The sequence below is a fragment of the Conyzicola lurida genome (assembly GCF_014204935.1).
GTDB classification, from domain to species: domain Bacteria; phylum Actinomycetota; class Actinomycetes; order Actinomycetales; family Microbacteriaceae; genus Conyzicola; species Conyzicola lurida.
In genome coordinates this window covers 312,185-336,329 of the sequence record NZ_JACHMJ010000001.1, presented here as the reverse complement: position 1 = coordinate 336,329, position 24,145 = coordinate 312,185, and the positions used below count along the sequence as shown (strand labels likewise).

At 69.4% G+C, this 24,145-nt stretch carries 24 protein-coding genes; 9 read left to right on the top strand and 15 right to left on the bottom strand.

Annotated elements, in window-relative coordinates; translation table 11 throughout:
* Nucleotides 1-117: 117 nt before the first annotated feature.
* From HD599_RS01705 to HD599_RS01690, 4 genes are all read right to left on the bottom strand, one after another.
* Complete coding sequence (locus HD599_RS01705; protein WP_184233069.1) at nt 118-2,169, bottom strand: ABC transporter ATP-binding protein; 2,052 nt, start codon at nt 2,167-2,169, stop codon at nt 118-120.
* Nucleotides 2,166-3,899 (bottom strand): ABC transporter ATP-binding protein, encoded by a 1,734-nt coding sequence (locus HD599_RS01700; protein ID WP_184233067.1) that lies wholly within the window; start codon nt 3,897-3,899, stop codon nt 2,166-2,168. Before HD599_RS01700 ends, HD599_RS01705 begins: the two co-directional genes overlap by 4 nt.
* Nucleotides 3,900-4,054: 155 nt before the next feature.
* A complete protein-coding gene (locus HD599_RS01695; protein ID WP_184233065.1) occupies nt 4,055-4,480 on the bottom strand; it encodes a PGPGW domain-containing protein in 426 nt (141 codons plus the stop codon).
* A gap of 40 nt (nt 4,481-4,520) precedes the next feature.
* Complete coding sequence (locus HD599_RS01690; RefSeq protein WP_184233063.1) at nt 4,521-5,075, bottom strand: TetR/AcrR family transcriptional regulator; 555 nt, start codon at nt 5,073-5,075, stop codon at nt 4,521-4,523.
* An 88-nt stretch (nt 5,076-5,163) separates the two neighbouring features.
* Here HD599_RS01690 and HD599_RS01685 point away from each other — a divergent pair, with 88 nt between their 5' ends.
* From HD599_RS01685 to HD599_RS01670, 4 genes are all read left to right on the top strand, one after another.
* Entirely contained in the window at nt 5,164-6,228 is a 1,065-nt protein-coding gene (locus HD599_RS01685; RefSeq protein WP_184233061.1) for an SDR family NAD(P)-dependent oxidoreductase, read from the top strand.
* Nucleotides 6,228-7,244 (top strand): zinc-dependent alcohol dehydrogenase, encoded by a 1,017-nt coding sequence (locus tag HD599_RS01680; RefSeq protein WP_184233059.1) that lies wholly within the window; start codon nt 6,228-6,230, stop codon nt 7,242-7,244. Before HD599_RS01685 ends, HD599_RS01680 begins: the two co-directional genes overlap by 1 nt.
* A gap of 31 nt (nt 7,245-7,275) precedes the next feature.
* Nucleotides 7,276-7,836 (top strand): cysteine hydrolase family protein, encoded by a 561-nt coding sequence (locus HD599_RS01675; RefSeq protein ID WP_184233057.1) that lies wholly within the window; start codon nt 7,276-7,278, stop codon nt 7,834-7,836.
* Nucleotides 7,837-7,944: 108 nt separating this feature from the next.
* A complete protein-coding gene (locus tag HD599_RS01670) occupies nt 7,945-8,874 on the top strand; it encodes a hypothetical protein (RefSeq protein ID WP_184233055.1) in 930 nt (309 codons plus the stop codon).
* A 6-nt stretch (nt 8,875-8,880) separates the two neighbouring features.
* Here HD599_RS01670 and HD599_RS01665 read toward each other — a convergent pair whose 3' ends face one another.
* Together HD599_RS01665 and HD599_RS01660 are read right to left on the bottom strand one after the other, a co-directional pair.
* Entirely contained in the window at nt 8,881-9,870 is a 990-nt protein-coding gene (locus HD599_RS01665; RefSeq protein WP_184233053.1) for a zinc-binding dehydrogenase, read from the bottom strand.
* A gap of 88 nt (nt 9,871-9,958) precedes the next feature.
* Nucleotides 9,959-10,390 carry a hypothetical protein gene (locus HD599_RS01660; RefSeq protein ID WP_184233052.1) on the bottom strand — a complete coding sequence of 144 codons (432 nt, stop codon included), beginning with the start codon at nt 10,388-10,390 and terminating at the stop codon, nt 9,959-9,961.
* 55 nt (nt 10,391-10,445) lie between these two features.
* Here HD599_RS01660 and HD599_RS01655 point away from each other — a divergent pair, with 55 nt between their 5' ends.
* The gene (locus HD599_RS01655) at nt 10,446-11,336 is read left to right on the top strand and encodes a serine/threonine-protein kinase (RefSeq protein WP_184233050.1); all 891 of its coding nucleotides are present in this window, start codon (nt 10,446-10,448) and stop codon (nt 11,334-11,336) included.
* Here the strand turns inward: HD599_RS01655 and HD599_RS18250 are convergent.
* Nucleotides 11,333-12,721 carry a diguanylate cyclase gene (locus HD599_RS18250; RefSeq protein WP_184233048.1) on the bottom strand — a complete coding sequence of 463 codons (1,389 nt, stop codon included), beginning with the start codon at nt 12,719-12,721 and terminating at the stop codon, nt 11,333-11,335. The two genes, HD599_RS01655 and HD599_RS18250, sit on opposite strands and share 4 nt — an antisense overlap.
* Nucleotides 12,718-13,533, bottom strand: coding sequence for an alpha/beta fold hydrolase (locus tag HD599_RS01645; RefSeq protein WP_184233046.1), 816 nt, complete (start codon nt 13,531-13,533; stop codon nt 12,718-12,720). Before HD599_RS01645 ends, HD599_RS18250 begins: the two co-directional genes overlap by 4 nt.
* Nucleotides 13,534-13,741: 208 nt before the next feature.
* Here HD599_RS01645 and HD599_RS01640 point away from each other — a divergent pair, with 208 nt between their 5' ends.
* Both HD599_RS01640 and HD599_RS01635 read left to right on the top strand, forming a co-directional pair.
* Nucleotides 13,742-14,509, top strand: coding sequence for an EAL domain-containing protein (locus HD599_RS01640; RefSeq protein ID WP_184233044.1), 768 nt, complete (start codon nt 13,742-13,744; stop codon nt 14,507-14,509).
* A 58-nt stretch (nt 14,510-14,567) separates the two neighbouring features.
* Nucleotides 14,568-14,750, top strand: coding sequence for a hypothetical protein (locus tag HD599_RS01635; protein ID WP_184233042.1), 183 nt, complete (start codon nt 14,568-14,570; stop codon nt 14,748-14,750).
* 1 nt (nt 14,751) lies between these two features.
* On the opposite strand, the gene sufU is transcribed toward HD599_RS01635, so the two are convergent.
* The 3 genes from sufU to pnuC form a co-directional block, all read right to left on the bottom strand.
* Complete coding sequence (gene sufU, locus HD599_RS01630; protein ID WP_184233040.1) at nt 14,752-15,204, bottom strand: Fe-S cluster assembly sulfur transfer protein SufU; 453 nt, start codon at nt 15,202-15,204, stop codon at nt 14,752-14,754.
* The gene (locus tag HD599_RS01625) at nt 15,201-16,508 is read right to left on the bottom strand and encodes a SufS family cysteine desulfurase (protein ID WP_184233038.1); all 1,308 of its coding nucleotides are present in this window, start codon (nt 16,506-16,508) and stop codon (nt 15,201-15,203) included. Before HD599_RS01625 ends, sufU begins: the two co-directional genes overlap by 4 nt.
* Nucleotides 16,509-16,607: 99 nt before the next feature.
* Nucleotides 16,608-17,288, bottom strand: a complete 681-nt coding sequence (gene pnuC, locus HD599_RS01620) for a nicotinamide riboside transporter PnuC (protein WP_184233036.1) — start codon at nt 17,286-17,288, stop codon at nt 16,608-16,610.
* A gap of 98 nt (nt 17,289-17,386) precedes the next feature.
* Here pnuC and HD599_RS01615 point away from each other — a divergent pair, with 98 nt between their 5' ends.
* Both HD599_RS01615 and HD599_RS01610 read left to right on the top strand, forming a co-directional pair.
* A complete protein-coding gene (locus HD599_RS01615) occupies nt 17,387-18,724 on the top strand; it encodes an aminotransferase class III-fold pyridoxal phosphate-dependent enzyme (RefSeq protein WP_184233034.1) in 1,338 nt (445 codons plus the stop codon).
* Between the two features lie 54 nt (nt 18,725-18,778).
* Nucleotides 18,779-19,990: a polysaccharide pyruvyl transferase family protein gene (locus HD599_RS01610; RefSeq protein WP_184233032.1), complete on the top strand. Its 1,212-nt coding sequence runs from the start codon at nt 18,779-18,781 to the stop codon at nt 19,988-19,990.
* A 3-nt stretch (nt 19,991-19,993) separates the two neighbouring features.
* Here the strand turns inward: HD599_RS01610 and HD599_RS01605 are convergent, their stop codons facing one another.
* The 4 genes from HD599_RS01605 to HD599_RS01590 form a co-directional block, all read right to left on the bottom strand.
* Nucleotides 19,994-20,449, bottom strand: a complete 456-nt coding sequence (locus HD599_RS01605) for a MarR family winged helix-turn-helix transcriptional regulator (RefSeq protein WP_184233030.1) — start codon at nt 20,447-20,449, stop codon at nt 19,994-19,996.
* Nucleotides 20,442-22,067: an MDR family MFS transporter gene (locus HD599_RS01600; protein WP_184233028.1), complete on the bottom strand. Its 1,626-nt coding sequence runs from the start codon at nt 22,065-22,067 to the stop codon at nt 20,442-20,444. Before HD599_RS01600 ends, HD599_RS01605 begins: the two co-directional genes overlap by 8 nt.
* A gap of 171 nt (nt 22,068-22,238) precedes the next feature.
* Entirely contained in the window at nt 22,239-23,063 is an 825-nt protein-coding gene (gene nadE / locus HD599_RS01595) for an ammonia-dependent NAD(+) synthetase (protein ID WP_184233025.1), read from the bottom strand.
* A gap of 46 nt (nt 23,064-23,109) precedes the next feature.
* Complete coding sequence (locus HD599_RS01590; protein WP_343061824.1) at nt 23,110-23,979, bottom strand: DsbA family protein; 870 nt, start codon at nt 23,977-23,979, stop codon at nt 23,110-23,112.
* Nucleotides 23,980-24,145: the final 166 nt, after the last annotated feature.

Genomic DNA, 24,145 nt, shown 5'->3' with positions numbered 1-24,145 from the left:
TCTGTTTGCCGCATGCCGCGGACAACGGCGCCACAGGGCGCGGGCGCGGGGCAGGACACCGATGCGCGCGCCCGGCGAGGAGCCACTGCGCGGCGATAGCTACTGCGCGGCGACTAGCTACTTCTCGGTGACGGGCTCGGGCTCCGGCTCCGGCTCGAAGTCGCCCGCGGTCGCCGCGAACTCCGCGTCGATGTCGGTAGCTCCCTCGAACTGCGAGTTGTAGAGGCGGTAGTAGGCGCCCTCGCCCTTGATCAACTGCTCGTGCGTGCCCTGCTCCACGATGTCGCCTGCCTCCATGACGAGGATGAGGTCGGCGTCGCGGATCGTCGACAACCGATGCGCGATCACGAACGAGGTGCGTCCCTGACGGAGCGCCGCCATGCCGTGCTGCAACAGCAACTCGGTGCGGGTGTCGACCGACGAGGTCGCCTCGTCGAGGATGAGCACCGAGGGCTGGGCGACGAATGCGCGCGCAATGGTGATGAGCTGCTTCTCGCCGGCGGAGACGTTGGACGCCTCCTCGTCGAGCATCGTGTCGTAGCCGTCGGGCAGCGAGTGCACGAAGCGGTCGACGTAGGTGGCGCGGGCCGCCTCGAGCACGTCCTCGTCGGTAGCATCCTGCCGCCCGTAGCGGATGTTCTCGCGGATCGTGCCGGCGAACAGCCACGGATCCTGCAGCACCATGCCGGTGCGGGCGCGCACGTCGCGGCGGCGCAGGTCGGCGATGTTCTGGCCGTCGAGCAGGATGCGCCCGCCGTTCAGCTCGTAGAACCGCATGATGAGGTTGACGAGGGTGGTCTTTCCCGCGCCGGTCGGACCGACGATCGCGACCGTCTGCCCGGGCTTCACCGAGAACGACAGGTCGCGGATCAGCGGGTGCTCGGGCGTGTACGAGAACGCCACGTTCTCGAACACGATCGTGCCGTCGCCGTCCACGGGGGCCGGGGCGTCGGCGGCGTCGGGCTCCTGCTCCTCGCTGTCGAGCAGTTCGAAGACGCGCTCCGCCGAGGCGGTTCCCGACTGCACGACGGCCGCCATGCCGCCGAGCTCGGAGAGCGGCTGGGTGAACTGCTGCGAGTACTGGATGAATGCCTGCACGTCGCCGAGACGCAACTGGCCGCTCGCGACCATAAGACCGCCGAGCACCGCGATGCCGACGAACGACAGGTTCCCGATGAACATCATGCCCGGCATGATCATGCCCGACAGGAACTGGGCCTTGAAGCTGGCCCGGTAGAGCTCCTCGTTCTCGGCCTTGAACTTATCGTGCGAGTCCTGCTCGCGACCGAAGACCTTGACGAGGGCGTGACCCGAGAACGACTCCTCGACGCGAGCGTTGAGCAGCCCCATCTTGCGCCACTGGATGCCGAACGCCTTCTGCGACTTCGGGCCGATGATGCCGAAGATCACGGCCATGAGCGGCAGGCTGACCAGCGCGACCAGGGCGAGCTGCCACGAGATCGAGAACATCATGATGAGCACGCCGACCACGGTGAGAACGGCGGTGAGCGCGCCCGACAGCGACTGCTGCATCATCTGCGTGATGTTGTCGATGTCGTTGGTCACCCGACTGAGGAGGTCGCCGCGCTGCACCTTGTCGAAGTGCGACAGCGGCATGCGGTTGATTTTCGCCTCGACCGACTCGCGCAGGCGCCACATCGTGCGCACCATGATCACGTTGATCACGTAGCCCTGCAGCCAGCTGAGCACGGAAGCGACGATGTAGAGCGCGAGCACCAGCACGAGCACCTGGGTCAGTCGCCCGAAGTCGACGCCCTCGCCGGGGTTGATCTGCATGGCACCGACCATCGTGGCGAGGTCGTCCTGCCCGGCCGCGCGTAGCTGCTCGACGGCGTCGGCCTTGCTGACGCCGGGCGGCAGCTGGGCGGAGATGAAGCCCTCGAAGATGATGTTGGTCGCCTCGCCGAGCACGCGCGGCGCGGCCACGGTGAGCACGACGCTGATGGTGCCGAGCAGCGACACGAAGGCGAACGCGAACGCGTGCGGGCGCAGCAGGCCGATGAGCCGCTTGAAGCTCGCACCGAAGTTCGCCGCCTTGCCGGGCGCGACGCTGTCCCAGGAGTCCGACGCGATGCGCGCCTTCTCGGCGAGTTCGAGCTCGCGCTTCTCGTCTTCGCTGAGCTCTGGTGCCGGGGTGTTGGCGGTCATGCGCGGGTCTCCATTCCCAGCTGGGATTCGACGATTTCGCGGTAGGTGTCGCTCGAGAGCAGCAGTTCGTCGTGCGTGCCGATGCCGACCATCGCGCCGTCGTCGAGAACGACGATGCGGTCGGCGTCGGTGATGGTCGAGACGCGCTGCGCGACGACGATCTTGGTCACCTCGGGCAGCTCACGCCAGAGCGCCTGCCGCAACCGGGCGTCGGTGGTGAGGTCGAGGGCGGAGAACGAGTCGTCGAAGACGAGGATGGCGGGACGGTGCACGATCGCACGCGCGATCGCGAGCCGCTGCCGCTGGCCGCCCGACACGTTCGTGCCGCCCTGGGCGATGCGCGCCTCGAGCTGCCCGTCCATCTCTTCGACGAAGTCACGCCCCTGCGCGATCTCGAGCGCGCGCCAGAGCTCGTCGTCCGTGGCGTCTTCGCGGCCGAACCGGAGGTTCGACGCGACGGTTCCGGTGAACAGGAACGGGCGCTGCGGTACAAGTCCGATGCCGGTCCAGAGCAGGTCGAGCTCGACGTGGCGCACGTCGACGCCGCCGACGAGCACGGAGCCGCTCGTGACGTCGAAGAGGCGCGGGATGAGCGAGACGAGGGTGGTCTTGCCGGCGCCGGTGGAGCCGACGATGGCGACGGTCTCGCCACGCTCGGCCGCAAACGAGATGCCGCCGAGCACGCCCTTCTCGGCGCCCGGGTAGATGAACCCCGCGTCGCGGAACTCGACCGTGCCGGGCGTGGGGAACTCGGTGACCGGCTCGGACGGGCGCACGAGGGTGGTGTCGCTCGCCAGCACGGCGCTGACCCGCTCGGCCGAGACGGCGGCTCGCGGGATCATGATCGTCATGAAACTCGCCATCAGCACTCCGCCGAGGATCAGCCCGATGTACTGCATAAAGGCGAACAGGGTGCCGATCTCGATGTCGCCGTTGTCGACCCGGATGCCGCCGAACCAGATGACACCGACCACGGTGATGTTGAGCACGAGCATGGCCAGCGGGAAGAGCAGCACGAAGAGCGAACCGACCCGGCGTCCGACATCCATGATGTCTGTGTTGGCGGCGCCGAACCGCTTCTCTTCGATCGGCTCGCGCACGAACGCGCGCACCACGCGGATACCCGTGAGCTGCTCGCGCATGATGCGGTTGACGGCGTCGAGGCGGGTCTGGAAGGTGCGGAACAGCGGCACCATGCGCGAGATGATGATGCCGACGAGCAGCAGCAGAACCGGTACCACCACGGCGATGATCCAGCTGAGGCCGAGGTCCTGGCGCAGCGCCATGATGATTCCGCCGATCGCCAGCAGCGGCGCGGAGACGAGCATCGTGGCGCCCATCATCGCGAGCATCTGCACCTGCGTCACGTCGTTCGTGTTGCGGGTGATCAGCGACCCGGCGCCGAAGTGCGTGACCTCGCGCTCGGAGAACGCGCTCACCTTCTCGAAGACGTCGTTGCGGATGTCGCGGCCGGCTTGCATCGCGGCGCGGGCGGCGAAGTAGGTGGCGATGACCGATGCGGTGATCTGGCCGAGCGAGATGACGAGCATCAGCACGCCGGTGGACCAGATGTAGCCGGTGTCGCCGGTCGCGACGCCCCTGTCGATGATGTCGCCGTTGAGCGTCGGCAGGTAGAGCGAGGCCAGCGCGGCCGCGAACTGGAAGACGAGCACGCCGGCCAGCTGCCAGCGGTAGGGCTTCAGGTAACGGAAGAGGAGTTTGCCGAGCATGGAGTTCTCCGGACGGTGATGTGATGCGGGGACAGCGGTGTGCCGAATCGTCGGGCCGACCGAACCATTTTCAACTCTTTCGGTGCCGCCATCAAGTGAGGTCATACTGTCATCCGCCACCGACATTCGAGGGGCGATGGATGCCGCGGGCGAACTTACTCCGACGTGTCACCTTCGCGCGAGCTCTTGCGCCGCGCGCGGGCGGCCTTTGCGGCGTCGAAACCCTTCTTCGCCACCGAGTTCGCCCGACGGCTCACCTTCTTGGCCCCTTCGAACTCCGTCGACAGGATGCCGAGTCCGCCCAGCGCGACGAGCGCACCCGGACCGGGCAGCGGGATCATCACGACCCCGAGCGCCACGGCTCCGCCGCCGACGACGCCGACCCCGGTGCGGTAGACCCGGTCGGCGGTCGGGTTACGGCGGATCGTCTCGCGGGTGCCGCGCGCCACCGTTCCCGCGGCACGGCCGACGGCAGCACCGACCCTATCGGCAGTGGACGGCTGAACGGTGGACGACGGCTGAGCGCTGGCAGACGACCGGGCGGTGCCCGACTGATCAGCGGCGGCGGGGATCTCGGTCATGCGCACAGGGTACGCCCCCGTGCCCGCGACCGCGAAGGGGTTACGGCGCGAACGTGCGGTGCAGCAGCGACCACGCCCGGTGGGCGACGGCGTTGCGCTCCTCGGCGGGGGTGCGCGCGACGAGCCCCGCGAGCATCGAGATCGCGAGCAGCACGTCGTCGACCGCGACCGAGGCGTTGATGCGCCCGGCCTCTTTCTCGCGGTCGATCGTCTGCGACACGACCGAGGTGATTCGCGTCTCGAGGTGCCGCACCCACGGGTCGGCGCGCTCCCCGCTGACCAGGTCGATGAGCGCGGTCGACACGACCGCCTGCTCGATGATGCGCTCGAGCAGGTCGTCGAGGCTCGTCTCGGGGCGCCGCGCGACGTTCTCGAGCTCGCTGATGTTCTCGTCGAACACGGCGACGGCGAGCGCCACCCGGGTCGGGAAATGCCGGTAGAGGCTCCCCTGTCCGACGCCCGCGCGACGGGCCACCGCGCTCAGCGGAGCGGCGTAGCCGTCCGAGGTGAAAACCTCCCGGGCGGCGGCGATGAGGGCCCGGCGGTTGCCGGGCCCCGCGCTCGGACCGCGGTTGGGTTTCGGCGTGGAGGTCATGGGTGTAGCCTACTCCGGACAACGTTGTCCGGTTGTCGGCTCCGGCCGTCCGCCGCCCGCGCTCACCACCCCCAGAGTTAGGAAGACCATGGCTTCATCACCCCAGCCGCTCACCGGCGACACCTCGATCGCGAAGTGGATCGAACACCCCGTCGGCGGGCAGCTCATCCGCGAAATGCTCGCCACCGGCGGCCAGACCCCCGAGGCCCTGCGCCCCGTCAGCCGCCTCGCCCTGCGCCGCCTCATCAAGCTGAGCAAGGGCGCATTCACCGAGCAGATGGTCGCCGACCTCGTCGCCCGCGCCGCCGCCGGCGACGTGCCGGCCAGCAGCGACACCGAGGTCGTGGCGGATGCCGCGGCCGACGTCGAGCAGGCCGACACCGTCGAGCGTCCCGAATGGGTCGAGCGCATCGACGGCGGCCGCTTCTCGGGCCAGACCGTCATCGTCACCGGCGCCGGCTCCGGCATCGGCCGCGCCACCGCCTCCCGCGTCGCCCGCGAGGGCGGCCGCGTCATCGCCGTCGACATCTCGCAGGAGCGCCTCGACGAGCTCGTCGCCGAGTTCCCGACCGGCGTCGTCGCCGTCACCGGGGACATCACGAGCGACGAGTCGATCGCCGCGATCGTCGCCGCCGCGGGCGACCGCATCGACGCGCTCGCCAACGTCGCGGGCATCATGGACGACATGACCCCGGTCGGCGAGGTCACCGACGCCGTCTGGAACCGCGTCTTCGCGATCAACGTCACCGGCACGATGAAGCTGTCCCGCGCCGTCATCCCGGCCATGCTCGCCCAGGGCAAGGGCTCGATCGTCAACGTCGCCTCCGAGGCCGCCCTGCGCGGTTCCGCCGCCGGTGTCGCCTACACCGCGTCGAAGCACGCGGTCGCCGGCCTCACCAAGAGCAGCGCGTTTATGTACGGACCGAGCGGCATCCGCGTCAACGCGGTCGCCCCCGGACCCACCATCACCAACATCGAGGCGACCTTCGCGTCGGCGCTCGGCGCCGAGCGGGTGCGCGGCGCCATGGCGATCCTGCCCGACGCGGCGGAGGCCGAGGCCCTCGCGGCGTCGATCACCTTCCTGCTGAGCGACGATGGTGTGAACGTCAACGGCGTCATCCTGCCCTCCGACGGCGGATGGTCGGTCGCCTGATGCGCCTCGCAATGGTCACCGCGCCCGGTCAGACAGCGGTCGTCGAGGTCCCCACGCCGAGTGTCGGGCCCCGCGACATCCTGCTGAAAATGCGTGCCTGCGGCATCTGCGGCTCGGACAACATGTACATCGCCATCGGCGGGCTGCCCGGGCTCGAGGGACGCACACCGCTCGGCCACGAGCCGGCCGGCGAGGTCGTCGAGGTCGGCAGCGAGGTGTCGGGCATCGAGCTCGGCGACCACGTCGTGGTCAACCCGATGGTGGCGCCGAGCGGCATCATCGGCAGCGGCGGCACGACCGGCGCCCTCGCCGACTTCCTGCTGATCGAGGACGCCGTGGTCGGTACGAGCGTCGCGATCGTGCCGAAGCACATCCCGTTCGCGGTCGCCGCGCTCAACGAGCCGATGGCGGTCGCCCGTCACGCCGTCAACCGCACCGAACCGAAGGTCGGAGACCTCGTCGTCGTCTTCGGTGCCGGCCCGATCGGCCTCGGCGCCACGATCGGCTACAAGTCGCTCGGAGCCGCCAGCGTGGTCGTCGTCGACATCATCCCGTCACGGCTCGAGAAGGCCCTCGCGGTCGGAGCCGACGCGGTGATCAACTCGGCGGAGGAAGACGTCGTCGCCCGCCTGATCGAGATCCACGGCGCGGGTCCCTCGCGCCGGGGCAAGGCCAAGCCCGCCACCGACATCTTCCTCGACGCGGCCGGCGCGCCGAGCGTCGTCGAGACCGCGCTCGGCGCCGCGAAGCACGGCGCCAAGCTCGGCATCGTCGCGGTGCACAAGAAGCCGCTGCCCGTCGACTTCGGCGACCTGCTCGGCAGCGAGGTGACGATCCTGCTCTCGATGGGCTACCCCACCGAGATCTTCGAGGTGACGCAGGACATCATCGCGAACTGGGAGAAGTACGCGCTCATCGTGAGCGACACCTTCGCCTTCGACGACGTCGACGAGGCACTGCGGGTCGCGGCCACCCCCGGCGCCGCGGACAAGGTCATGGTCACGTTCGACAACTAGCGCGTCATCCGACCCCTGTACAAGGAGAGCAATGCCCATCACCACACTCGACCCCCAGACCGCGCTCGTCGTGATCGACCTGCAGAAGGGGCTCGTCGGCAATCCCATGCTGATCCGCCCGATCGGCGAGATCGTCGCCGCGACCGCGTCGTTGGCCGACGCCTTCCGCGCGGCCGGGCTTCCGGTCGTGTTGGCCGCGCTCGACGGCGGCCAGCCGGGACGTAACGACTACGCGCGGCCGGCGCGCCCGCAGCCCGACGGCTTCACCGAGATCGTGCCGGAGCTCGGGCCGAAACCCGGCGACATCTTGGTCACGAAAAGCACCTGGGGCGCGTTCATCGGCACCGGGCTCGCCGAGACCTTGCGCGACCTCGGCGTGACGCAGGTTGTCGTCGCCGGCATCGCGACGAGCTTCGGCGTCGAGTCGACGGCCCGCCAGGCCTACGACCTCGGCTTCCACGTGACGCTCGCGACCGACGCGATGACGGACATGAGCGAAGAGGCGCAGACCGGCAGCACGACGCGCGTCTTCCCGGCGCTCGGCGAGACGGGCACGACGGCGCAGATCCTGACCACGCTGGCCGCACGCTAACCGTCGCACGACAAGGGCCCGGGTCGACGCCCGGGCCCTTGTCCGTTCAGAATGCCGCGGAGTCCGGCCCCTTGCCGGGCGGGCGCGTCGGCCCTACCCTCGGTGTCCATGAGCAGCGACGCGGCGGTGATCACCTGGCTCCTCGACGGCGACCCCGCGGTGCGGCATCAGGTGCTGCGCGATCTCGTAGACGCGCGTCCCGAGGCGGTCGCCGCCGAACGCGCGCGCATCGCGACCGAGGGCCAGGGCGCCGCGCTCCTCGCCGAGCAGCGGCCCGACGGCAACTGGGGCGGCGACTCCCCCGCGGACCACTGGCGGCACAACGTCATTGCGCTGCAGACCCTGTACCTGCTGCAGCCCGACCCGGCGAGCGCAGCCGTCGCCCGGTCGGTCGCCCTCACCCGCGACCGGGTGCGCTGGGACGAGGAGTTCGGCGCGAAACAGTTCTTCGACGGCGAAGTCGAGGCGTGCATCAACGGGCGCGTGCTCGCGGCCGGCAGCTACTTCGGCGAGCCGAGCGACGACATCGCGCAGCGCTTCGTCGACGAGCAGCTCGCCGACGGCGGGTGGAACTGCTACCTGCCCGACAGCGACCGCTCGTCGTTCCACAGCACGATCTGCGCGCTCGAGGGCCTGCGCGAATACGAGCGCGCCGGCGGAGCCGTGAACGGCATCGCCGAGGCTGTCGCCCGCGGCGAGGAGTACCTGCTCGAACGCCGGCTGCTGCGGTCCCTGTCGACGGGCGAGCTGATCGACAGGGGCTGGACGCGCTTCTCGTTCCCGCCGCGCTGGCACTACGACGTTCTGCGCGGCCTCGACTACTTCCGCGCGGCGGGCGCCGACGTCGACCCGCGCATGGAGGAGGCGGTCGAGTTCGTGCGCGCGCGCCGGCACGCGGACGGGCGCTGGCCGCTCAGCTACGCGCAGGAGACCGGCCAGACCTCCGACCTCGACGAGGGGCCGGGGCGCCCCAGCCGCTGGAACACCCTCCGAGCGCTCCGCGTTCTACGGTGGGCGGATCAGGGCGTTCTGATCTGAGGCGCGTCAGTGAGCGGGCCGGCTGAGCAGCACCTTGCCGAAGGTGTGGCCGCTCTCGAGCAGTCGGTGCGCCTCGACCGCGCGGTCCATCGGGATCAGGTCGTCGACGACGGGCGCGATGCGTCCGGCCTCGATCAGCGGCCAGACCGAGTCACGCACGGCGCGCACGATCGCCGCCTTCTGCTCGTGCGGGCGCGCCCGCAGCGTCGTCGCCGACACGCTGGCGCGCTTGGCCATGAGCGCGCCGAGGTCGAGCACCGGTTCGGCCGACCCGCCCGTGCTGCCGATCACCACGAGGTGCCCGTCGGGCGCGAGCGACTCGATGTTGCGAGCCAGGTAGTCCGCCCCGACGATGTCGAGCACGGCGTCGGCGCCGCGACCCTCGGTGGCCCGCAGCGTCTCCGCCACGAAATCCTGCTCGCGGTAGTTGATCCCCACGTCGGCTCCGAGGTCCCAGCAGCGCCGCAGCTTGTCCTCGCTGCCCGCGGTCACGATCACCCGGGCGCCGATCGCCTTCGCCCACTGGATCGCCATCGTGCCGATTCCGCTGCCCCCGCCGTGCACCAGCAGGGTCTGCCCATGCCCGAGGTTCGCGGTCATGGCCAGGTTCGAGAACACCGTGCACACGGCCTCGGGAAGAGCCGCGGCATCCGTCAGACTCACCCGCTCGGGAACGGGCAGAACCAGAGCGGCCGAGACGACGGCCTGCTCCGCGTAGCCGCCGCCGGCGAGCAGCGCGCAGACCCGGTCGCCCACGCTCCACTCGTGAACCTCGTCGCCGACGGCGCTGACGATGCCCGATACCTCGAGGCCCAGAATCGTGGATGCCTCGGGCGGCACCCGATAGTGGCCTCGCCTCTGCAGCAGGTCGGCATTGTTGACGCCCGCGGTGTGCACGTCGATGACGACGTCGCGGGGGCCGGCGACCGGGGGATCCGTCTCACGCCAGACGAGCACCTCGGGCCCACCGGGGTGGTCTACGTTCACGGCGAGCACGGCGGCTCCTCTCGGTCTCTGGTCACAGTCCTACTCCCCCGGGCTGGGTGAACCCGGTTCATTCCTCGAAAGTCGCCTGCACGGGTCGTCAGCGCGTGAGTGTGCGCAGGGTCTGCACGGTGGTGCCGGTGAGCCCGACCACCTCGGCGATCGGCAGGAAGTTGAGCCGGCTGGCACCGCCGTGCGTCGCGCCGAGGCAGGAGCAGGTGCAGTTCGGGTTCACGGACGACATGCACTTCTGCCCGCACTTCTCGCTCAGCCGGTAGTCCATGTGCAGGTCGACGTAGCCGTACTTCTCGACGATCGCGAAGGCGACGGTGACCAAGCGGTCGCGGCCGACCACCCAGTGCGCGGGCGCGGAGTGTTCCCAGCGCAGCTTCATCGCCGGGGCGTTCGTCACGGCGCGGAACCACTCGCGGGTGGAATCTCCGTCACCGTAGGGCAGGAAGACCTGCACCGGCCCGACGAGGGGACGGTGGATCGAGAGCCGCGGCGCGGCCGTGAGCGGGGTCCCATCCATAGCACTCGTGATTCTACGGCTGGCACCCTGACCACTTGTCTCTAGAATCGACAACATGGGGGACGACACCGTGACGACGGCCGAAGAGAAGCCGGAACTGGATGCGCCGCTGCTGAGCGAGCGGTACCAGCCGTTGCAGCTGCTCGCGCGCGGCGGGGCCGCCCTCGTCTACCGCGGCCGTGATGAGATCTTGAAACGGGATGTCGCGATCAAACTCTTCGCCGCGGGCGACAAGGCCAACATGGACCAGTTCCGCGACGAGGTGCGTGTTCTCGCGAGTCTCAACCACCACGGGGTCGTGTCGATCTCCGACGTCGGCATCGACCGGTCGTCGCCCGACGACATCCGCCCCTTCCTCGTCATGGAATTCGTGCACGGTAGCACCGTCCGCCGCACGGTCGCCGAGCGCGAGCTCAGCGCGCGGGAGATCGCCGAGATCGGCTTCGAGGTCGCCGAGGCGCTGGAGTACGTGCACTCTCGCGGCGTCATCCACCGGGACATCTCGCCGGCCAACATCATGCTCACCGACTACGGCACCGCCTCGTCGCGCGTGCGCGCCCGCCTCACCGACTTCGGCATCGCGATCAAGGCCGACACGGTCAGCGACGCGGACGCCGCTACCCTCGGCACCGCCGCCTACCTCAGCCCCGAGCAGACCTTCAACGAACAGCTCACGCCGGCCACCGACATCTACTCGCTCGGCCTCGTGATGCTCGAGTGCTTCACCCGCACCCGGGCGTTCCCCGGCAACGCGATGGACTCGGCCCTGTTGCGGCGCAGCGAGGATCCGCCGATTCCGGCGAGCGTTCCCGAGCCGTGGGCGGGCCTGATCGGCCGGATGACGCGGCGCGACGCCGCGCAGAGGCCGTCTGCCACGCAGCTGCTGCGCGACATCCGCGCGGGACTGCGCGCGTCGACCCCGCCGGTCGCGGACGACCGGGGCTAGACCCGGGCGACCGTCACGCGGTTCTTGCCGAGCGACTTCGACAGGTACATCGCCGAGTCCGCCGCGGTGAAGATGTCGTCGCCCGTCGCCGGGTGTACCGAGCCGGCGAGGTAGACGGCGACCCCGACGCTCGCGGTGACCGCGAGGTGCTGCTTCCCCTCGGGGGAATTCTCGATCGCCGCGACGACACGCTTAGCCACGATCTCTGCGGCTTCCTCGTCGGCGTCGGCGCAGATGATCACGAACTCGTCGCCGCCGAAGCGTCCGATGACGTCGCCCGCCCGCACGCTGGCGCGCAACCGCTCCGCCACCCCGACGAGCACGTCGTCTCCGGCGGCGTGGCCGAAGCGGTCGTTGATCGCCTTGAACCCGTCGAGGTCGAGCACGATGAGGGCGAGGGCGCGTTCCTGACGGCGGGCCGCGGCGAGCGACTCGCGCATGCGGATCTCGAGCAGCACGCGGTTGCCGAGCCCGGTGAGCTGGTCGTGCAGGGCGAGCCGGGCGAGTTCGCGCTGTAGGCGCACGCGGGCGAGCACCGTCGCCGCCTGCCGCATGACGGCGGCGAGCACTTCGTCGTCGTCGTCGGTGAGCGAGCGGGTGCGCGGGAAGAAGCAGACGAGCGACCCGATCGGCCCGGAATCGTCGAGGAGGGGAAGGGCGACCAGCTCGGTCAACCGCGCCGCGCGTAACGCCAGGCTCGCGGCATCCTCGCCCTCGTCGCCCACCACGATGCCCAGCCGTTCGCCGCTCTCGAAGGCCCGCCACTGCGGTCGGTTCGCGTCGTCGGGGAGGATCTCGTCGACCGGGGACTCCCCCGCCGCCAAGCGGAGGCTGCCGTCGTCGTCGGCGAGGTAGACGGCGACGAAACGTGCGAGATAGGAGGCCCGGGCGGCGGTGACGAGCGCTTCGGCCACGTCGTCCTCCTCGGCGCTGGCGGCGAATGCGGTCGCGGAGTCCCGCAGCAGCCGCAGTCGGCCCTCGGACGCCTCGGCCGAGCGCCGTGCCGTGAGCAGGTCGAGCTCGTAGTCCTGCCGCTCGCTCACGTCGAAGAGCGCGCTGCTGACGCGCGCGACCTCGCCGTCGTCGCCGAGCGTCACGGCGGAATTGATGAGGGTGGGCAGCCGGCCTCCGTCGGGGAGGGCGAGCGTGAGCGCGACCTCCTTGACCTCGCCGCGCAGCCGCAGCGCCGGCAGGTAGCGGGTCTCGTAGAACAGCTGGCTGCCGGTGTCGAGGAAATCGCGGAACGAGCGGCCGACCACGTCGGACTCCCTGAGCCCCAGCCAGTCGAGCAGCGTCGCATTGACGCGAACGATCGATCCGTCGTCGTCACTCGTGAAGAGTCCGCATGGTGCTTGTCGGTAGAGGTCTTCCCAGTCGTCGCTCACGCCAGGTACTCCTGGATGGCCGTGATCACCTGGTCGGGTGCCGAGAGGTGGGGCACGTGGCCGGTCGCAGGGAGCATCACGAGCGTGCTGCCGGCGATTTCGGCGTGCACGTACTGGCCGACGGTGACCGGCGCGATCAGGTCGTCGGCGCACTGCAGCACGAGCGCGGGCGTCGTCACGTCGGCGAGATCGTCCCGGTTGTCGGAGAGGAAGGTGACGCGGGCGAACTGGCGTGCCACGACGGGGTCGGTCGCGCAGAACTGGGCGTTCAGCTCGTCGGAGAGCTCGGGCCGTTCGGGGTTGCCCATGATCACCGGCGCCATCGTCGCCGACCAGCCGAGGTAGTTGGCGTCGAGGGAGTCGAGGAGGCCGTCGATGTCGGCCTTCTCGAAACCGCCGATGTAGTCGCCGTCGTTGATGTAGCGCGGTGACGGACTGACGAGGATCAGCGCGCCGAAGCTCTCGGGCGCGCGCAGGCTCGCCAGCACACCCATCATGCCGCTCACGGAGTGGCCGACGAAGACGACGTCCTCGAGCTCGTAGGCCGCGACGATGTCGAGGATGTCGTCGGCGTAGCCGTCAAGACTGTCGTACTTGGCGGGATCGTATTCCGAGAGGTCGGAGCCGCCCTCGCCGGTGTGGTCGTAGAGCACGACGCGGTAGTCGGCGGCGAATGCGGGGGCGACGAGTCGCCACATCTCCTGGCTGCAGCCGAAGCCGTGGGCGAACACCATCGGGCGTCCGGCCGGATTCCCGAGGACGCGCACGTTATTGCGGCGCTCGACGGTGGCGAGGGTGGCAGCGGGTGTCATCGTCTCGGGTCCTCTGGGTTGGCGGCGCGCAACCGGCAACCCCGCCGTCGGCTCGTTCAGGCTAATCGCGCGGAACCGGGTTACCAAAGCCTAGTCAGGGCTTGACAGTCTTTCTCTTTCTGTGAGTTGCCCGTCGAGTTTGACCCGGGGGCGACCGTGGTGCACGCTGTGTGGAGCGGAGCTTCCGCGGTTACCGGGGGACTGTCGATTGCACCATTCGACTGAGGACGCGCGATTGCTCGACGAGCTCTCCGGCGCCGTCGACCGCGGTGAGATCGTCGCCTACTTCCAGCCGCAGATCGACGTGCACAGCGGACACGTCGTCGGCGTCGAAGCCCTCTGCCGCTGGGTACACCCGCACCGCGGCCTTCTCGCGCCGAATCACTTCATCCCGCTCGCCGAGGAAAACGGCCTGATCCACGCGCTCGGCGCCTTTATGCTCAAGGCCGGCGCCGGCCAGGCGGAGGCGTGGCACCGCCGCGGTTTCGAACTCGACGTGTCGGTGAACGTCTCCGCGCTGCAGCTCGAACAGTCGGCGTTCGTCGAGCTCGTCGCCGAAACGCTGCTGGCCGTGTCGTTCGACCCGCACCACCTCACGCTCGAGATCACCGAGTCCAGCCCGGTCGAGACGAGCGTGACCACCCGGGCCAGCCTCGAGGCGCTCTCGTCGCTCGGCGTCGGCATCTCGGTCGACGACTTCGGCACCGGGCACTCCACCATCGACCAGCTGCGCACCCTGCCCGCCACCGAGGTGAAGCTCGACAAGTCGCTCGTGCAGCGCGACGTCGAACCGCAGCTCACCGAGATCGTCGATAACGCCCTGCACCGCGGCCTGCGCGTCGTGGCCGAGGGCGTGGAGAGCGCGGAGCACCTCGAGCACGCCCGCGAACTGCACTGCGACCGCGCGCAGGGCTTCCTCATCGCTCCCCCGTCGACGCCCGAGGAACTCGACTCGCTGCTGGCGCGCCAGGGCTGAGCCCCGGCTGAGCCGGATTCGCGCGGCGAGGTTGCGCCGCGCGCCCCATCCGGCCCGAATGACGAACACGGTGCCACGCACCTACTCCGCCCGACAGGACGAATCGCGCCGGTCGCGCGCTCAACAGGACGGATCGCCCGACCGCGAGCCGCGCATCCTGTCGAGCGCGGGCAACGCCGCCCGCACCCGCTCGCAACTCAGCGCGGTGGAGCTATGGCAGACGCGCCAGCGTCTGCCCTAAGCTACGCCGCGCGAACCTGCGCGATCGCGTGCTCGGCCGCGACCCAGGCGAGCATCGCGCACTTGACCCGCGCGATGTACTTCGAGACCCCGCCGAGTGCCGCGGCGTCGCCTAGCAGCTCCTCGTCGGGCTCGATCGTGCCGCGCGACCGCATCGCGGTGCGGAACAGCTCGATGCGCGAGTCGAGGTCGTCGAGCGTGAGCGAGTCCGCCATCTCGGTGAACAGCGACGCCGAGGCCTGCGAGATCGCGCAGCCGTGACCCTCCCAGCGCACCGACGAGACGATGTCCGTTCCGGGCTGCATGTGCAGCTCGAGGGTGACCTCGTCGCCGCAGGTCGGGTTGACCTGGTGCGACGACGCGGCCGCGCCCTCCTGCAGGCCGAAGCCGTGGGGATGACGCGAGTGGTCGAGGATCAGCTCCTGGTAGAGCGCCTGCAGGTCGGACGAACTCATGCCGAAACTCCGAAGAAAGTGGTGACGTCGGCGACCCCGGCGAGGAACTCGTCGACCTCGTTCTCGGTCGTGTACAGGTAGGCGCTCGCGCGGGTCGACGCGGTGACGCCGAGGCGGCGGTGCAGCGGCTGGGCGCAGTGGTGCCCGACGCGCACGGCGATTCCGCGGTCGTCGAGGAACTGCCCGACGTCGTGCGAGTGCACGCCGGCGACGTCGAAGCTGGCGAGTCCGACCCGGTGCGTGCCCGCGGGCTGCCCGAGCACGCGCACGCCGGGGATCTCGGCGAGACCGGCGACCAGCCGCTCGCCCAGCCGCGCTTCGTGCTCGGCGATGCGGTCCATGCCGACCGCCGACAGGTAGCGCACCGCCGCGGCGAGCGCGACCGTCTGCGACACGCGCTGCGTGCCGGCTTCGAACCGCTGCGGCGCTTCGAGGTACTCGGCCTTCTCCATCGTGACGGTGGTGATCATCGAACCGCCGGTGAGGAACGGCGGGAGGGCGGCGAGCAGGGCGCCGCGCCCGTAGAGCACGCCGACGCCGGTGGGGCCGAGCATCTTGTGGCCCGAGAACACGGCGAAGTCGACGTCGAGCGCCACGAGGTCGAGCGCGAGGTGCGGCGCCGACTGGCAGGCGTCGAGCACGGTGAGCGCGCCGACCTGCCGGGCCCGCGCGACGAGCACGTCGACGGGGTTCACGATGCCGAGCACGTTGGAGACGTGGGTGAAGGCGAGCACGCGCGTGCGCTCGTTGACGATCTCGTCGAGGTCGTCGAGCACGAGCGACCCGTCGTCGTGCACGGGGATGTAGCGCAGCGTCGCTCCGGTGCGCGCCGCGAGTTCCTGCCACGGGATCAGGTTGGCGTGGTGCTCCATCTCGGTGACGACGATCTCGTCGCCCTCGCCGAGTCGCAGCGAGGCCGATGCCTCGTCGCCGCGGCCGAGGCTGGCGTTCGACATCGCGTAGGCGATGAGGTTGATGCCCTCGGTGGCGTTCGACGTCCAGACGATCTCGTCCTCGCGTACACCGACGAAGCGCGCGACGGTCGACCGGGCGTCCTCGAACGACTCGGTCGCGAGTGCGGCGAGCGTGTGTGCCCCGCGGTGCACCGCGGCGTTGTCGCGCTCGTAGAACGAGCGCTCGGCGTCGAGCACCTGCACCGGCTTCTGCGAGGTGGCACCCGAGTCGAGGTAGACGAGCGACGCCCCGTTCACCTCCGTCGAGAGGATCGGGAAATCGGCGCGGATGCCGCGGATCTCGACGTCACTGAGGGCGTCGAGCCGGGTCACGGGCGGGATGAGGGTCATGGGGGAAAGCCAACTTTCGTCAACCAACGACTCTACGCGCGGGCGCTGACGTTCGCCCGAGAGCGTGACAAGCCGCGATGAGCCGCGATGAGCCGCGGACTACCGCTGCAGTGTCGGATCCGGGAACTCGACCGCGACCTTCGGCTTGGTGCGCGCCCGCGCCCAGACGAAGAACCCGACGAGCGTGAATGCGCCGTAGAACACGTACATGAGCCCCGAGGCGTAGTAGCCGGCGCCGAACAGCAGGGGCACGCCGACCAGGTCGACCGCGACCCAGATCAGCCAGAACTCGACCCAGCCCTTGGCCATGCCGTAGGTGGCGAGCAGCGACCCCATAAAGATCCAGGCGTCGGCCCACACCGGCTCGTACGAACCCAGTGCAGAAAAGATGGGCGTCAGGATGGCGGTGCCGCCGACGAGCGCGACGACCAGCAGTATCCGCGACCGGGTGCCAGCCCAGCGCGGCTCGACGGCCGCGCCATCCGGATTCTTGCTGTGTTTCCAGGAGTACCAGCCGTAGACCGAGACGACGATGAACATGACCTGGCGGCCGGCTTGGCCGAGCAGGTTGACCGGGTTCGGGGTGCCGAACACCGCGCCGAGGAAGACGGTGAAGAGCAGGGCGTTGCCGACGATGCCGACCGGCCAGGCCCAGACCTTGCGGCGCATTCCGCCGAGCGCGCTCGCGAGCCCGAAGACGTTGCCGATGATCTCGCGCCAGAGCACGGTCTGGTCGCCGATCACGAGCTGGGCGTCGAACAGCCAGTGGATGATCGACACGGCTTCCCCCTGATTCACCCCGCCGGGCGGCGGGCACTATCGCTACAACGTAGCGGGAGTGCCCGCCATTCCATGACTCCGGTCGTAGGGTTGAACGCATGACATTCTCGGTGCCCCAGGAACGCAAGCTGCTCACGGAACTCCCCGGACCCAACTCGGTCGCCCTGCAGGAGCGCCGCCTGAAGAGCGTCTCGCGTGGCGCGGGCACCCTCGCCAACATCTACATGGACCACGGGTCGGGAGCGATCCTCGTCGACGTCGACGGCAACCAGCTGATCGACCTCGGCTGCGGCATCGGCGTCACCACGATCGGCCACGCCAACGAGGACGTGGCCGCCGCGGCATCCGCCCAGGCTTCGAAGCTCACCCACACCCTCTTCACCGTGACGCCGTACGAGAACTACGTGCGGGTCGCCGAGAAGCTCGCCGAGATCACGCCCGGCGACTTCGAAAAGCGCTCGATCCTCGTCAACTCGGGCGCCGAGGCGGTAGAGAACGCGGTCAAGATCGCGCGCAAGTTCACCGGCCGCCGCGCCATCGTCGCGCTCGACCACGCGTTCCACGGCCGCACCAACCTCACCATGGCGATGACCTACCGCCCCTGGCCCGAGCGCGCCGGCATGGGCCCGTTCCCCGGCGAGATCTACAGCGTGCCGGTGAGCTACCCCTACCGCGACGGGCTCTCCGGCGAGGAGGCGGCCGCGAAGACGATCGACTACATCGAGACGCACATCGGCGCGAGCGAGATCGCGGCGTTCTTCGTCGAGCCGATCCAGGGCGACGGCGGCATCGTCATCCCCGCGCCCGGCTACTTCACGGCCCTCAGCGAATACTGCACCGCGAACGGCATCGTGTTCGTCGCCGACGAGATCCAGGCCGGCATCGCCCGCACCGGCGCGTGGTACTCGATCGAGCACCACGGCGTCGTGCCCGACCTCGTCACCACGGCGAAGGGCATCGCGGGCGGCTTCCCGCTCGCCGCGGTCACCGGCCGCGCCGAGATCATGGACGCGGTGCAGCCCGGCGGCATCGGCGGCACCTTCGGCGGCAACCCGGTCTCGACCGCGGCCGCCCTCGCGGTCTTCGACCTGATCGAGCGCGACAACCTGCTCGAGGCCGCGCAGAACGTCGAGCGTATGCTCTGGGCGCGCATCGGCGACTGGGCCGAGCGCTTCGACTTCGTCGGCGACGTGCGCGGCAAGGGTGCGATGTTCGGCATCGAGTTCGTACTGCCCGGCACGAAGACGCCCAACCCCGAAGCCCTGACCTTCGTGCTGAAGTACGCCACGACGCACGGCGTCATCGTGCTCGACGCGGGTAGCTGGGACTCGGTCATGCGCATCATGCCGAGCGTCGTGATCAGCGAGGAACTCATCGACGATGCGGCATCCGTCCTCGAGGAAGCGTTCGCCGCCTTGGCAGCTCAGGTCGACTAACGTTGTCTGGTCCCGCGGCGTGCGGGAGACCCCCCAACGCCTGCGGAGTAGAAGTTGCGAATTGTTGTAATCGGTGACGTCGGAGTTCTCGAGGACATGGTCCACGTCGGCGACGAGGCCATGTTCGACGAGCTCGTGCACCAGATGGTGGCCCGCGGCATCAGCGACATCACGGCGGTCTCGTCGAACCCGGCCGAGACCACCGAACGCTACGGCGTCGACGCGGTGCCGAACATCGGCTTCCGCACCCAGACCTCGTCGGCCGAGCGCAACGAGCGCATGGACCTCGTGCTGCGAACGGCCGCCGGCGACCAGGGCCTGCTCGAGCCCGGCGACAGCGCTTTCGCGGTAATCGAGGCGATCCGCGCGAGCGACGGCGTGGCCATCTCCGGCGGCGGCAACATGGCGTCGACCTGGCCGTCGCACATCTTCGAGCGCGGCACGATCGGCGAGATCGCGCGACTGCTCGGCAAGCCGCTCGTCGTCTCGGGCCAGACCATCGGCCCGCACCTCGAGGGCGAAGACCGCGACCTCGTCGCCCGCTTGCTCTCCTCGGCCGAGTTCGTCGGCCTGCGGGAGAGCGACTCGTACGACCTGTGCCTCGAGCTCGGGGTTCCCGAGGAACTGCTGAACAAGACCGTCGACGACGCGAGCTTCCTCGCCGAGCGCATCACCGAGACCACCGACCGGTCGCCCTACTGCCTCGTCTCGCTGTCGACGCACACCGGCGACCAGCCGCGCGAGCTCTTCGTCGAGCACACGGCCGCGCTGCTCGACGAGATCGTCGCGACGACCGGCCTCGAGATCATCTTCTTCGCCCACTTCGGCTCGCTCGTCGAGGGCGAGGTGCGCGGCGACACGGTGATCCACGAGCAGGTCGCCGCCCGCATGACATCGACGACCGCGACGGTTCTGCCGAACCACTCGGTGGATGCCGCGGCTCTCGCCCGCGGCGCGGAACTGATCCTCAGCAGCAGGTACCACCCGGCGGTCTTCGCCGTGTCGGGAGGCGTGCCGACGATCGGCATCCCGGTCGACGACTACACCACCACGAAGCTCACGGGTGCCCTCGGCAACTTCGGGCAGCGCGGGCTGGTTCCCGCCGCGGAGCTCGTGGCCGGCGCGGGGCCGGCCGCGGCATCCGCCGTCTGGAACGACCGCGCGGCGATCCGCTCCCGCGGCCTCGAGATCGCGGCGGCCAAGCGCGCCGAGTCGTCCGCGTGGTGGGACCGGGTCGCCGAGGCCTTCGTCGAGGGTCGCGACTAGGAGCTACCGCGATTCGTTGAACTTGCCGAGAAGCCGGGCGAACGCCTCGATGTCGGCGGCGTCCCAGCTGGCGAGGATGCGCTGGTAGTCGGCCTTGAGGTCGACGCGGAACTCGTCGAGGCGCTCGTTGGCCTTCTCGCTCGCGACGACGAGGCTCGCGCGCCCGTCTTCGGGGTCGGGCCGCGCCTCGATCAGGCCGCTGTCGCGCAGCACGGTGAGCTGGCGGCTGACGGCGCTCTTGTCCATGGTGAGTCCCGCCGCGATGTCTCCGGCCCGGATCGGACCGTGCGCCATCACGTAGCGCAGCACGAGGTAGCCGGCCGTCTGCATGTCGGGGTCGAGGTGCTCGACCAGTCGCTTCACGCGCGCCTTGCTCGCCCGGTACAGCCCGGCGACGCCCTCCTCGATGTCGAGAGCGAACGCCTCCCGGGCCGCGTCGGATTCCCGGGAATCAGGCATCGTCGGTCTTCTTCGTCGCGTTCTCGACCACGGGCACCGGGCGGGTGAGCGTCGTCGGGATGATGGCCTCTCCGCCGGCGACGTTGAGCGCCAGCTCGGCCTCGGTCTCGGCGAGCTGCTGCACGCCGGTCTTGGTGCCGAGCTCGGCGTTCGGCAGGAAGACGATGCAGAGCAGGGTGATGAGCGCGAGCGGGGCGGCGATGAGGAAGATCTCGCCGATCGCCTGGCCGTACGCCGACTCCACGAGCACGCGCACGGGGGTCGACAGGGAGTTCACGTCCGGAATCGTACCCGAGGCGAGCGACTTCAATTCGGCCGGCGAGGCGCTGATACTCGAGATGCCCGAGGTGATGTGGCTGCCGACCTGCGAGGCGAGGACGGCGCCGAGGATCGAGACGCCGAGCGTTCCACCGAGGCTGCGGAAGAAGGCGACGGCCGAGCTGGCCGCACCCACCTGGCGCACGTCGACCGAGTTCTGCACGACGAGCACGAGGTTCTGCATGACCATGCCGAGACCGAGGCCCATGAGCGCGAGGTAGATCGACACGTAGACGATCTCGGTGTCGTACCGGATGGTCGACATCAGCGAGAGGCCGACGGTGAGCAGCGCCGCACCGACGACCATCCAGCGCTTCCACTTGCCGCTGCGGCTGATGAGCGTCCCGATGACGGTGGAGGCGACGAGCGAGCCGACGACCTGCGGCAGGCTGAGCAGGCCGGACTGGGTCGGGTTGGCGCCGCGGCTGAGCTGCCAGTACTGGCTGAGGAACACCGACGAGGCGAAGAGCGCGACACCGACGGTGAGGCTCGCGACGACCACCAGGGTGAAGCTACGGTTCTTGAACAGGTTCATCGGCAGGATCGGTTCTTTGACCGAGATCTCCACGATGACGGCGGCGATCAGCAGTGCGGCGGCACCGATGGCCATGACCCACGAGGTGAGCGAGCCCCACTCGAACTGGTTGCCGGCGAGCGACACCCAGATCAGCAGCAGCGAGACGCCGGCGGCGATGAGCACCGCGCCGAAGTAGTCGATCGAGACCTTGCGCTTGGGGCGCTTGGGCAGCGTGAGGGTGCGCTGGATGAGGATGAGCGCGAGCACCGCGAACGGCACCGCCACGTAGAAGTTCCAGCGCCAGCCGATCGTGTCGGTGATCACGCCGCCGAGCAGCGGGCCGCCGGCCGTGCCGACCGCGAGCACCGCTCCGAGCAGACCGACGTAGCGGCCGCGCTCCCGCGGGCTCACGATGTCGGAGATCAGCACCTGCACGAGCGAGATCACGCCGCCGGCGCCGAGACCCTGCAGCACGCGCCAGACGATGAGGGTGTCGGTGCCCTGCGAGAGGCCGGCGAGCGCCGACCCGACCACGAAGATGACGATCGCGAGCTGGACCAGCAGTTTGCGGTTGAAGAGGTCGGAGAGCTTGCCCCAGATCGGCGTGCTCACCGTGGTGGCGAGCAGGGTGGAGACGACCACCCAGGTGTAGGCGGTCTGGTCGCCGCCGAGGTCGGAGATGATCTTCGGCAGCGACGTCGACACGACGGTCGAGGCGAGCACGGCGACGAAGAGCCCGGCGAGCAGGCCGGACAGCGATTCCAACACCTGCCGGTGGGTCATAGCGGGTGGTGTGGTGGTCTGTGACACGTGAAGTTTCCCCATTCGCGACGATGGCCCCCACGCGAGCGAGTGCTCAGCAGTGAGGGCCACAATCAGTTGATCTATGTCAACTATACGACTTAGTTGTCAAATGTCAACCAATGGATGCCGCGGGCAGGTCGACCCCGTTTTCTATGCACGCCACCACGTGTCCGCCGGGGTGACCGGCAGCTGACGCTTGTGCTCGGTGGAGCGGTAGCGCGCCACGAGCGCGTCGGCGACGGCGTCCGCGACATCCTTGCCCTCGAGGAAATCGTCGATGTGGGCGTAGGCGATGCCGAGGTTGTTCTCGTCGGTCTGGCCGGGGTTGTCGTCGAGGAGGTCGGCGGTCGGCGCCTTGAGGTAGAGGCGCTCGGGGGCTCCGAGCTGCTCGAGCAGGGCGCGGCCCTGGCGCTTGCTCAGTCCGGAGAGCGGCAGCACGTCGGCACCGCCGTCGCCGAACTTGGTGAAGAAGCCGGTCACCGCCTCGGCGGCGTGGTCGGTACCGACGACCAGCAGCCCGCTGTCGCCGGCGATCGCGTACTGGGCGACCATACGCATCCGGGCCTTGGTATTGCCCTTGGTGAAGTCGCTGATCGGCGTGCCGACCGCGTCGGTGTACTCGGCGGCGACGCCGTCGACGCCGCGCTTGATGTCGAAGGTGACGACTCGGGTCGGCGCGATGAACTTCACGGCGAGCTGCGCGTCCTCCTCGTCGGCTTGCACCGCGTAGGGCAGGCGCACGGCGACGAATTCGGCCGTGGCACCCTCGGCCGCGAGCTTCTCGACGGCGAGCTGGCAGAGCCGGCCGGCGAGCGAGGAGTCCTGCCCGCCGCTGATGCCGAGAACAAGCCCGCGGGCGCCGGTGGTGCGCAGGTAGTCGACGAGGAATCCGACGCGTCGGTCGATCTCCGTGGCGGCGTCGATCTCGGCGACGACGCCGAGTTCGCGGATGATGCTGGCTTGTTCAGTTCTCATGGTGCAACGCTACGGCCACCGGGGCCCACCATGCGAACCGACGGGCCTACGGTGCGGGGGTCTCGGCGGGTGCCGCGGTCTCGGCCGGAGCCGGAGTAGGGGTGGAGGTCGACGTCGTGGCGGAGTCGTCATTCTCGGCCTGGATCACGAAGGCGGCAAAAGCCTTCGCGTCGTTGAGCGCTCCGGTGTACTTCACGCCGTTGACGATCACGGTCGGGGTTCCGGCGACGGCGTCGACGTTGCTGTTCGGGATCGGGCCGTTCTGGGCGCGGGTGCGCGCGTCGGCGACCCAGGTCTTGAACTCCTGGTCTTCGATGCAGTTCGCGACGAGTTTCGGGCTCGAGACGCCGGCCTCGACCGTGAGGTCGATCAGCTCGGCGTCGGTCAGACCGTCGGTGCCCTCTTCCGGCTGGTTCTCGAAGAGGATCGTGTTGTAGTCGTAGTAGCTGTCGGGCGAATTGTCCGCGACGCAGGCGGCGGCGTTGGCGGCCCGGGTGGCGTACTTCGTGCCGTTCGACAGGCGGTCAAGGATCGCCATCGGGAAGATCTCGACCTCGGCGGCACCGCTCTCGACCCAGGTGGAGAGCTGGTCGCCGTTGGCCTTCTCGAACTCGCCGCAGATCGGGCAGAAGTAGTCGACGAACATCTGGATGCGGATGGTGTCGGAATCCTCGTCGCGCTCGTTGGCGACGGGCGTCTCCCCCGCTTCGAGGGCTGCGGTGCGCGTGGCGGTGAAACCCTCGCCGATGAGGATGCCGTCGCTGAGCATGTTGCGCGGGCCGGGGCTGGCCGGCTTGATCGTGGTGACGATCGCGAAAGCGACGACCGCGACGATCGCGAGAACGACGACGATGACGCCGCCCTGCAGGAACACCTTGGTGCGGCGGTCCTTCTTGCGCTGGTTGTCGCGGAGCACTTTTGCTTTTTCGCGCGCGACTTCGCGTCGCTCGTTTTTGCTCTGGCGATTGCTGCCAGAAACGCCGTACGTCATTGAACCTCGCAAGGACCGGGATTTAGAGGGGAGAAAAGTCGGCGACCGCACCCCATAGGAAACTACGGCCTTTTTCGATCTTAGGAGCGCA

What these genes read in the sequence shown, in the direction of transcription:
- HD599_RS01705 (WP_184233069.1), bottom strand. Translation starts at nt 2,169, where the DNA reads ATGACCGCCAACACCCCGGCACCAGAGCTCAGCGAAGACGAGAAGCGC.
- HD599_RS01700 (WP_184233067.1), bottom strand. Translation starts at nt 3,899, where the DNA reads ATGCTCGGCAAACTCCTCTTCCGTTACCTGAAGCCCTACCGCTGGCAG.
- HD599_RS01695 (WP_184233065.1), bottom strand. Translation starts at nt 4,480, where the DNA reads ATGACCGAGATCCCCGCCGCCGCTGATCAGTCGGGCACCGCCCGGTCG.
- HD599_RS01690 (WP_184233063.1), bottom strand. Translation starts at nt 5,075, where the DNA reads ATGACCTCCACGCCGAAACCCAACCGCGGTCCGAGCGCGGGGCCCGGC.
- HD599_RS01685 (WP_184233061.1), top strand. Translation starts at nt 5,164, where the DNA reads ATGGCTTCATCACCCCAGCCGCTCACCGGCGACACCTCGATCGCGAAG.
- HD599_RS01680 (WP_184233059.1), top strand. Translation starts at nt 6,228, where the DNA reads ATGCGCCTCGCAATGGTCACCGCGCCCGGTCAGACAGCGGTCGTCGAG.
- HD599_RS01675 (WP_184233057.1), top strand. Translation starts at nt 7,276, where the DNA reads ATGCCCATCACCACACTCGACCCCCAGACCGCGCTCGTCGTGATCGAC.
- HD599_RS01670 (WP_184233055.1), top strand. Translation starts at nt 7,945, where the DNA reads ATGAGCAGCGACGCGGCGGTGATCACCTGGCTCCTCGACGGCGACCCC.
- HD599_RS01660 (WP_184233052.1), bottom strand. Translation starts at nt 10,390, where the DNA reads ATGGATGGGACCCCGCTCACGGCCGCGCCGCGGCTCTCGATCCACCGT.
- HD599_RS01655 (WP_184233050.1), top strand. Translation starts at nt 10,446, where the DNA reads ATGGGGGACGACACCGTGACGACGGCCGAAGAGAAGCCGGAACTGGAT.
- HD599_RS01645 (WP_184233046.1), bottom strand. Translation starts at nt 13,533, where the DNA reads ATGACACCCGCTGCCACCCTCGCCACCGTCGAGCGCCGCAATAACGTG.
- HD599_RS01635 (WP_184233042.1), top strand. Translation starts at nt 14,568, where the DNA reads ATGACGAACACGGTGCCACGCACCTACTCCGCCCGACAGGACGAATCG.
- sufU (WP_184233040.1), bottom strand. Translation starts at nt 15,204, where the DNA reads ATGAGTTCGTCCGACCTGCAGGCGCTCTACCAGGAGCTGATCCTCGAC.
- HD599_RS01625 (WP_184233038.1), bottom strand. Translation starts at nt 16,508, where the DNA reads ATGACCCTCATCCCGCCCGTGACCCGGCTCGACGCCCTCAGTGACGTC.
- HD599_RS01615 (WP_184233034.1), top strand. Translation starts at nt 17,387, where the DNA reads ATGACATTCTCGGTGCCCCAGGAACGCAAGCTGCTCACGGAACTCCCC.
- HD599_RS01605 (WP_184233030.1), bottom strand. Translation starts at nt 20,449, where the DNA reads ATGCCTGATTCCCGGGAATCCGACGCGGCCCGGGAGGCGTTCGCTCTC.
- HD599_RS01600 (WP_184233028.1), bottom strand. Translation starts at nt 22,067, where the DNA reads ATGACCCACCGGCAGGTGTTGGAATCGCTGTCCGGCCTGCTCGCCGGG.
- nadE (WP_184233025.1), bottom strand. Translation starts at nt 23,063, where the DNA reads ATGAGAACTGAACAAGCCAGCATCATCCGCGAACTCGGCGTCGTCGCC.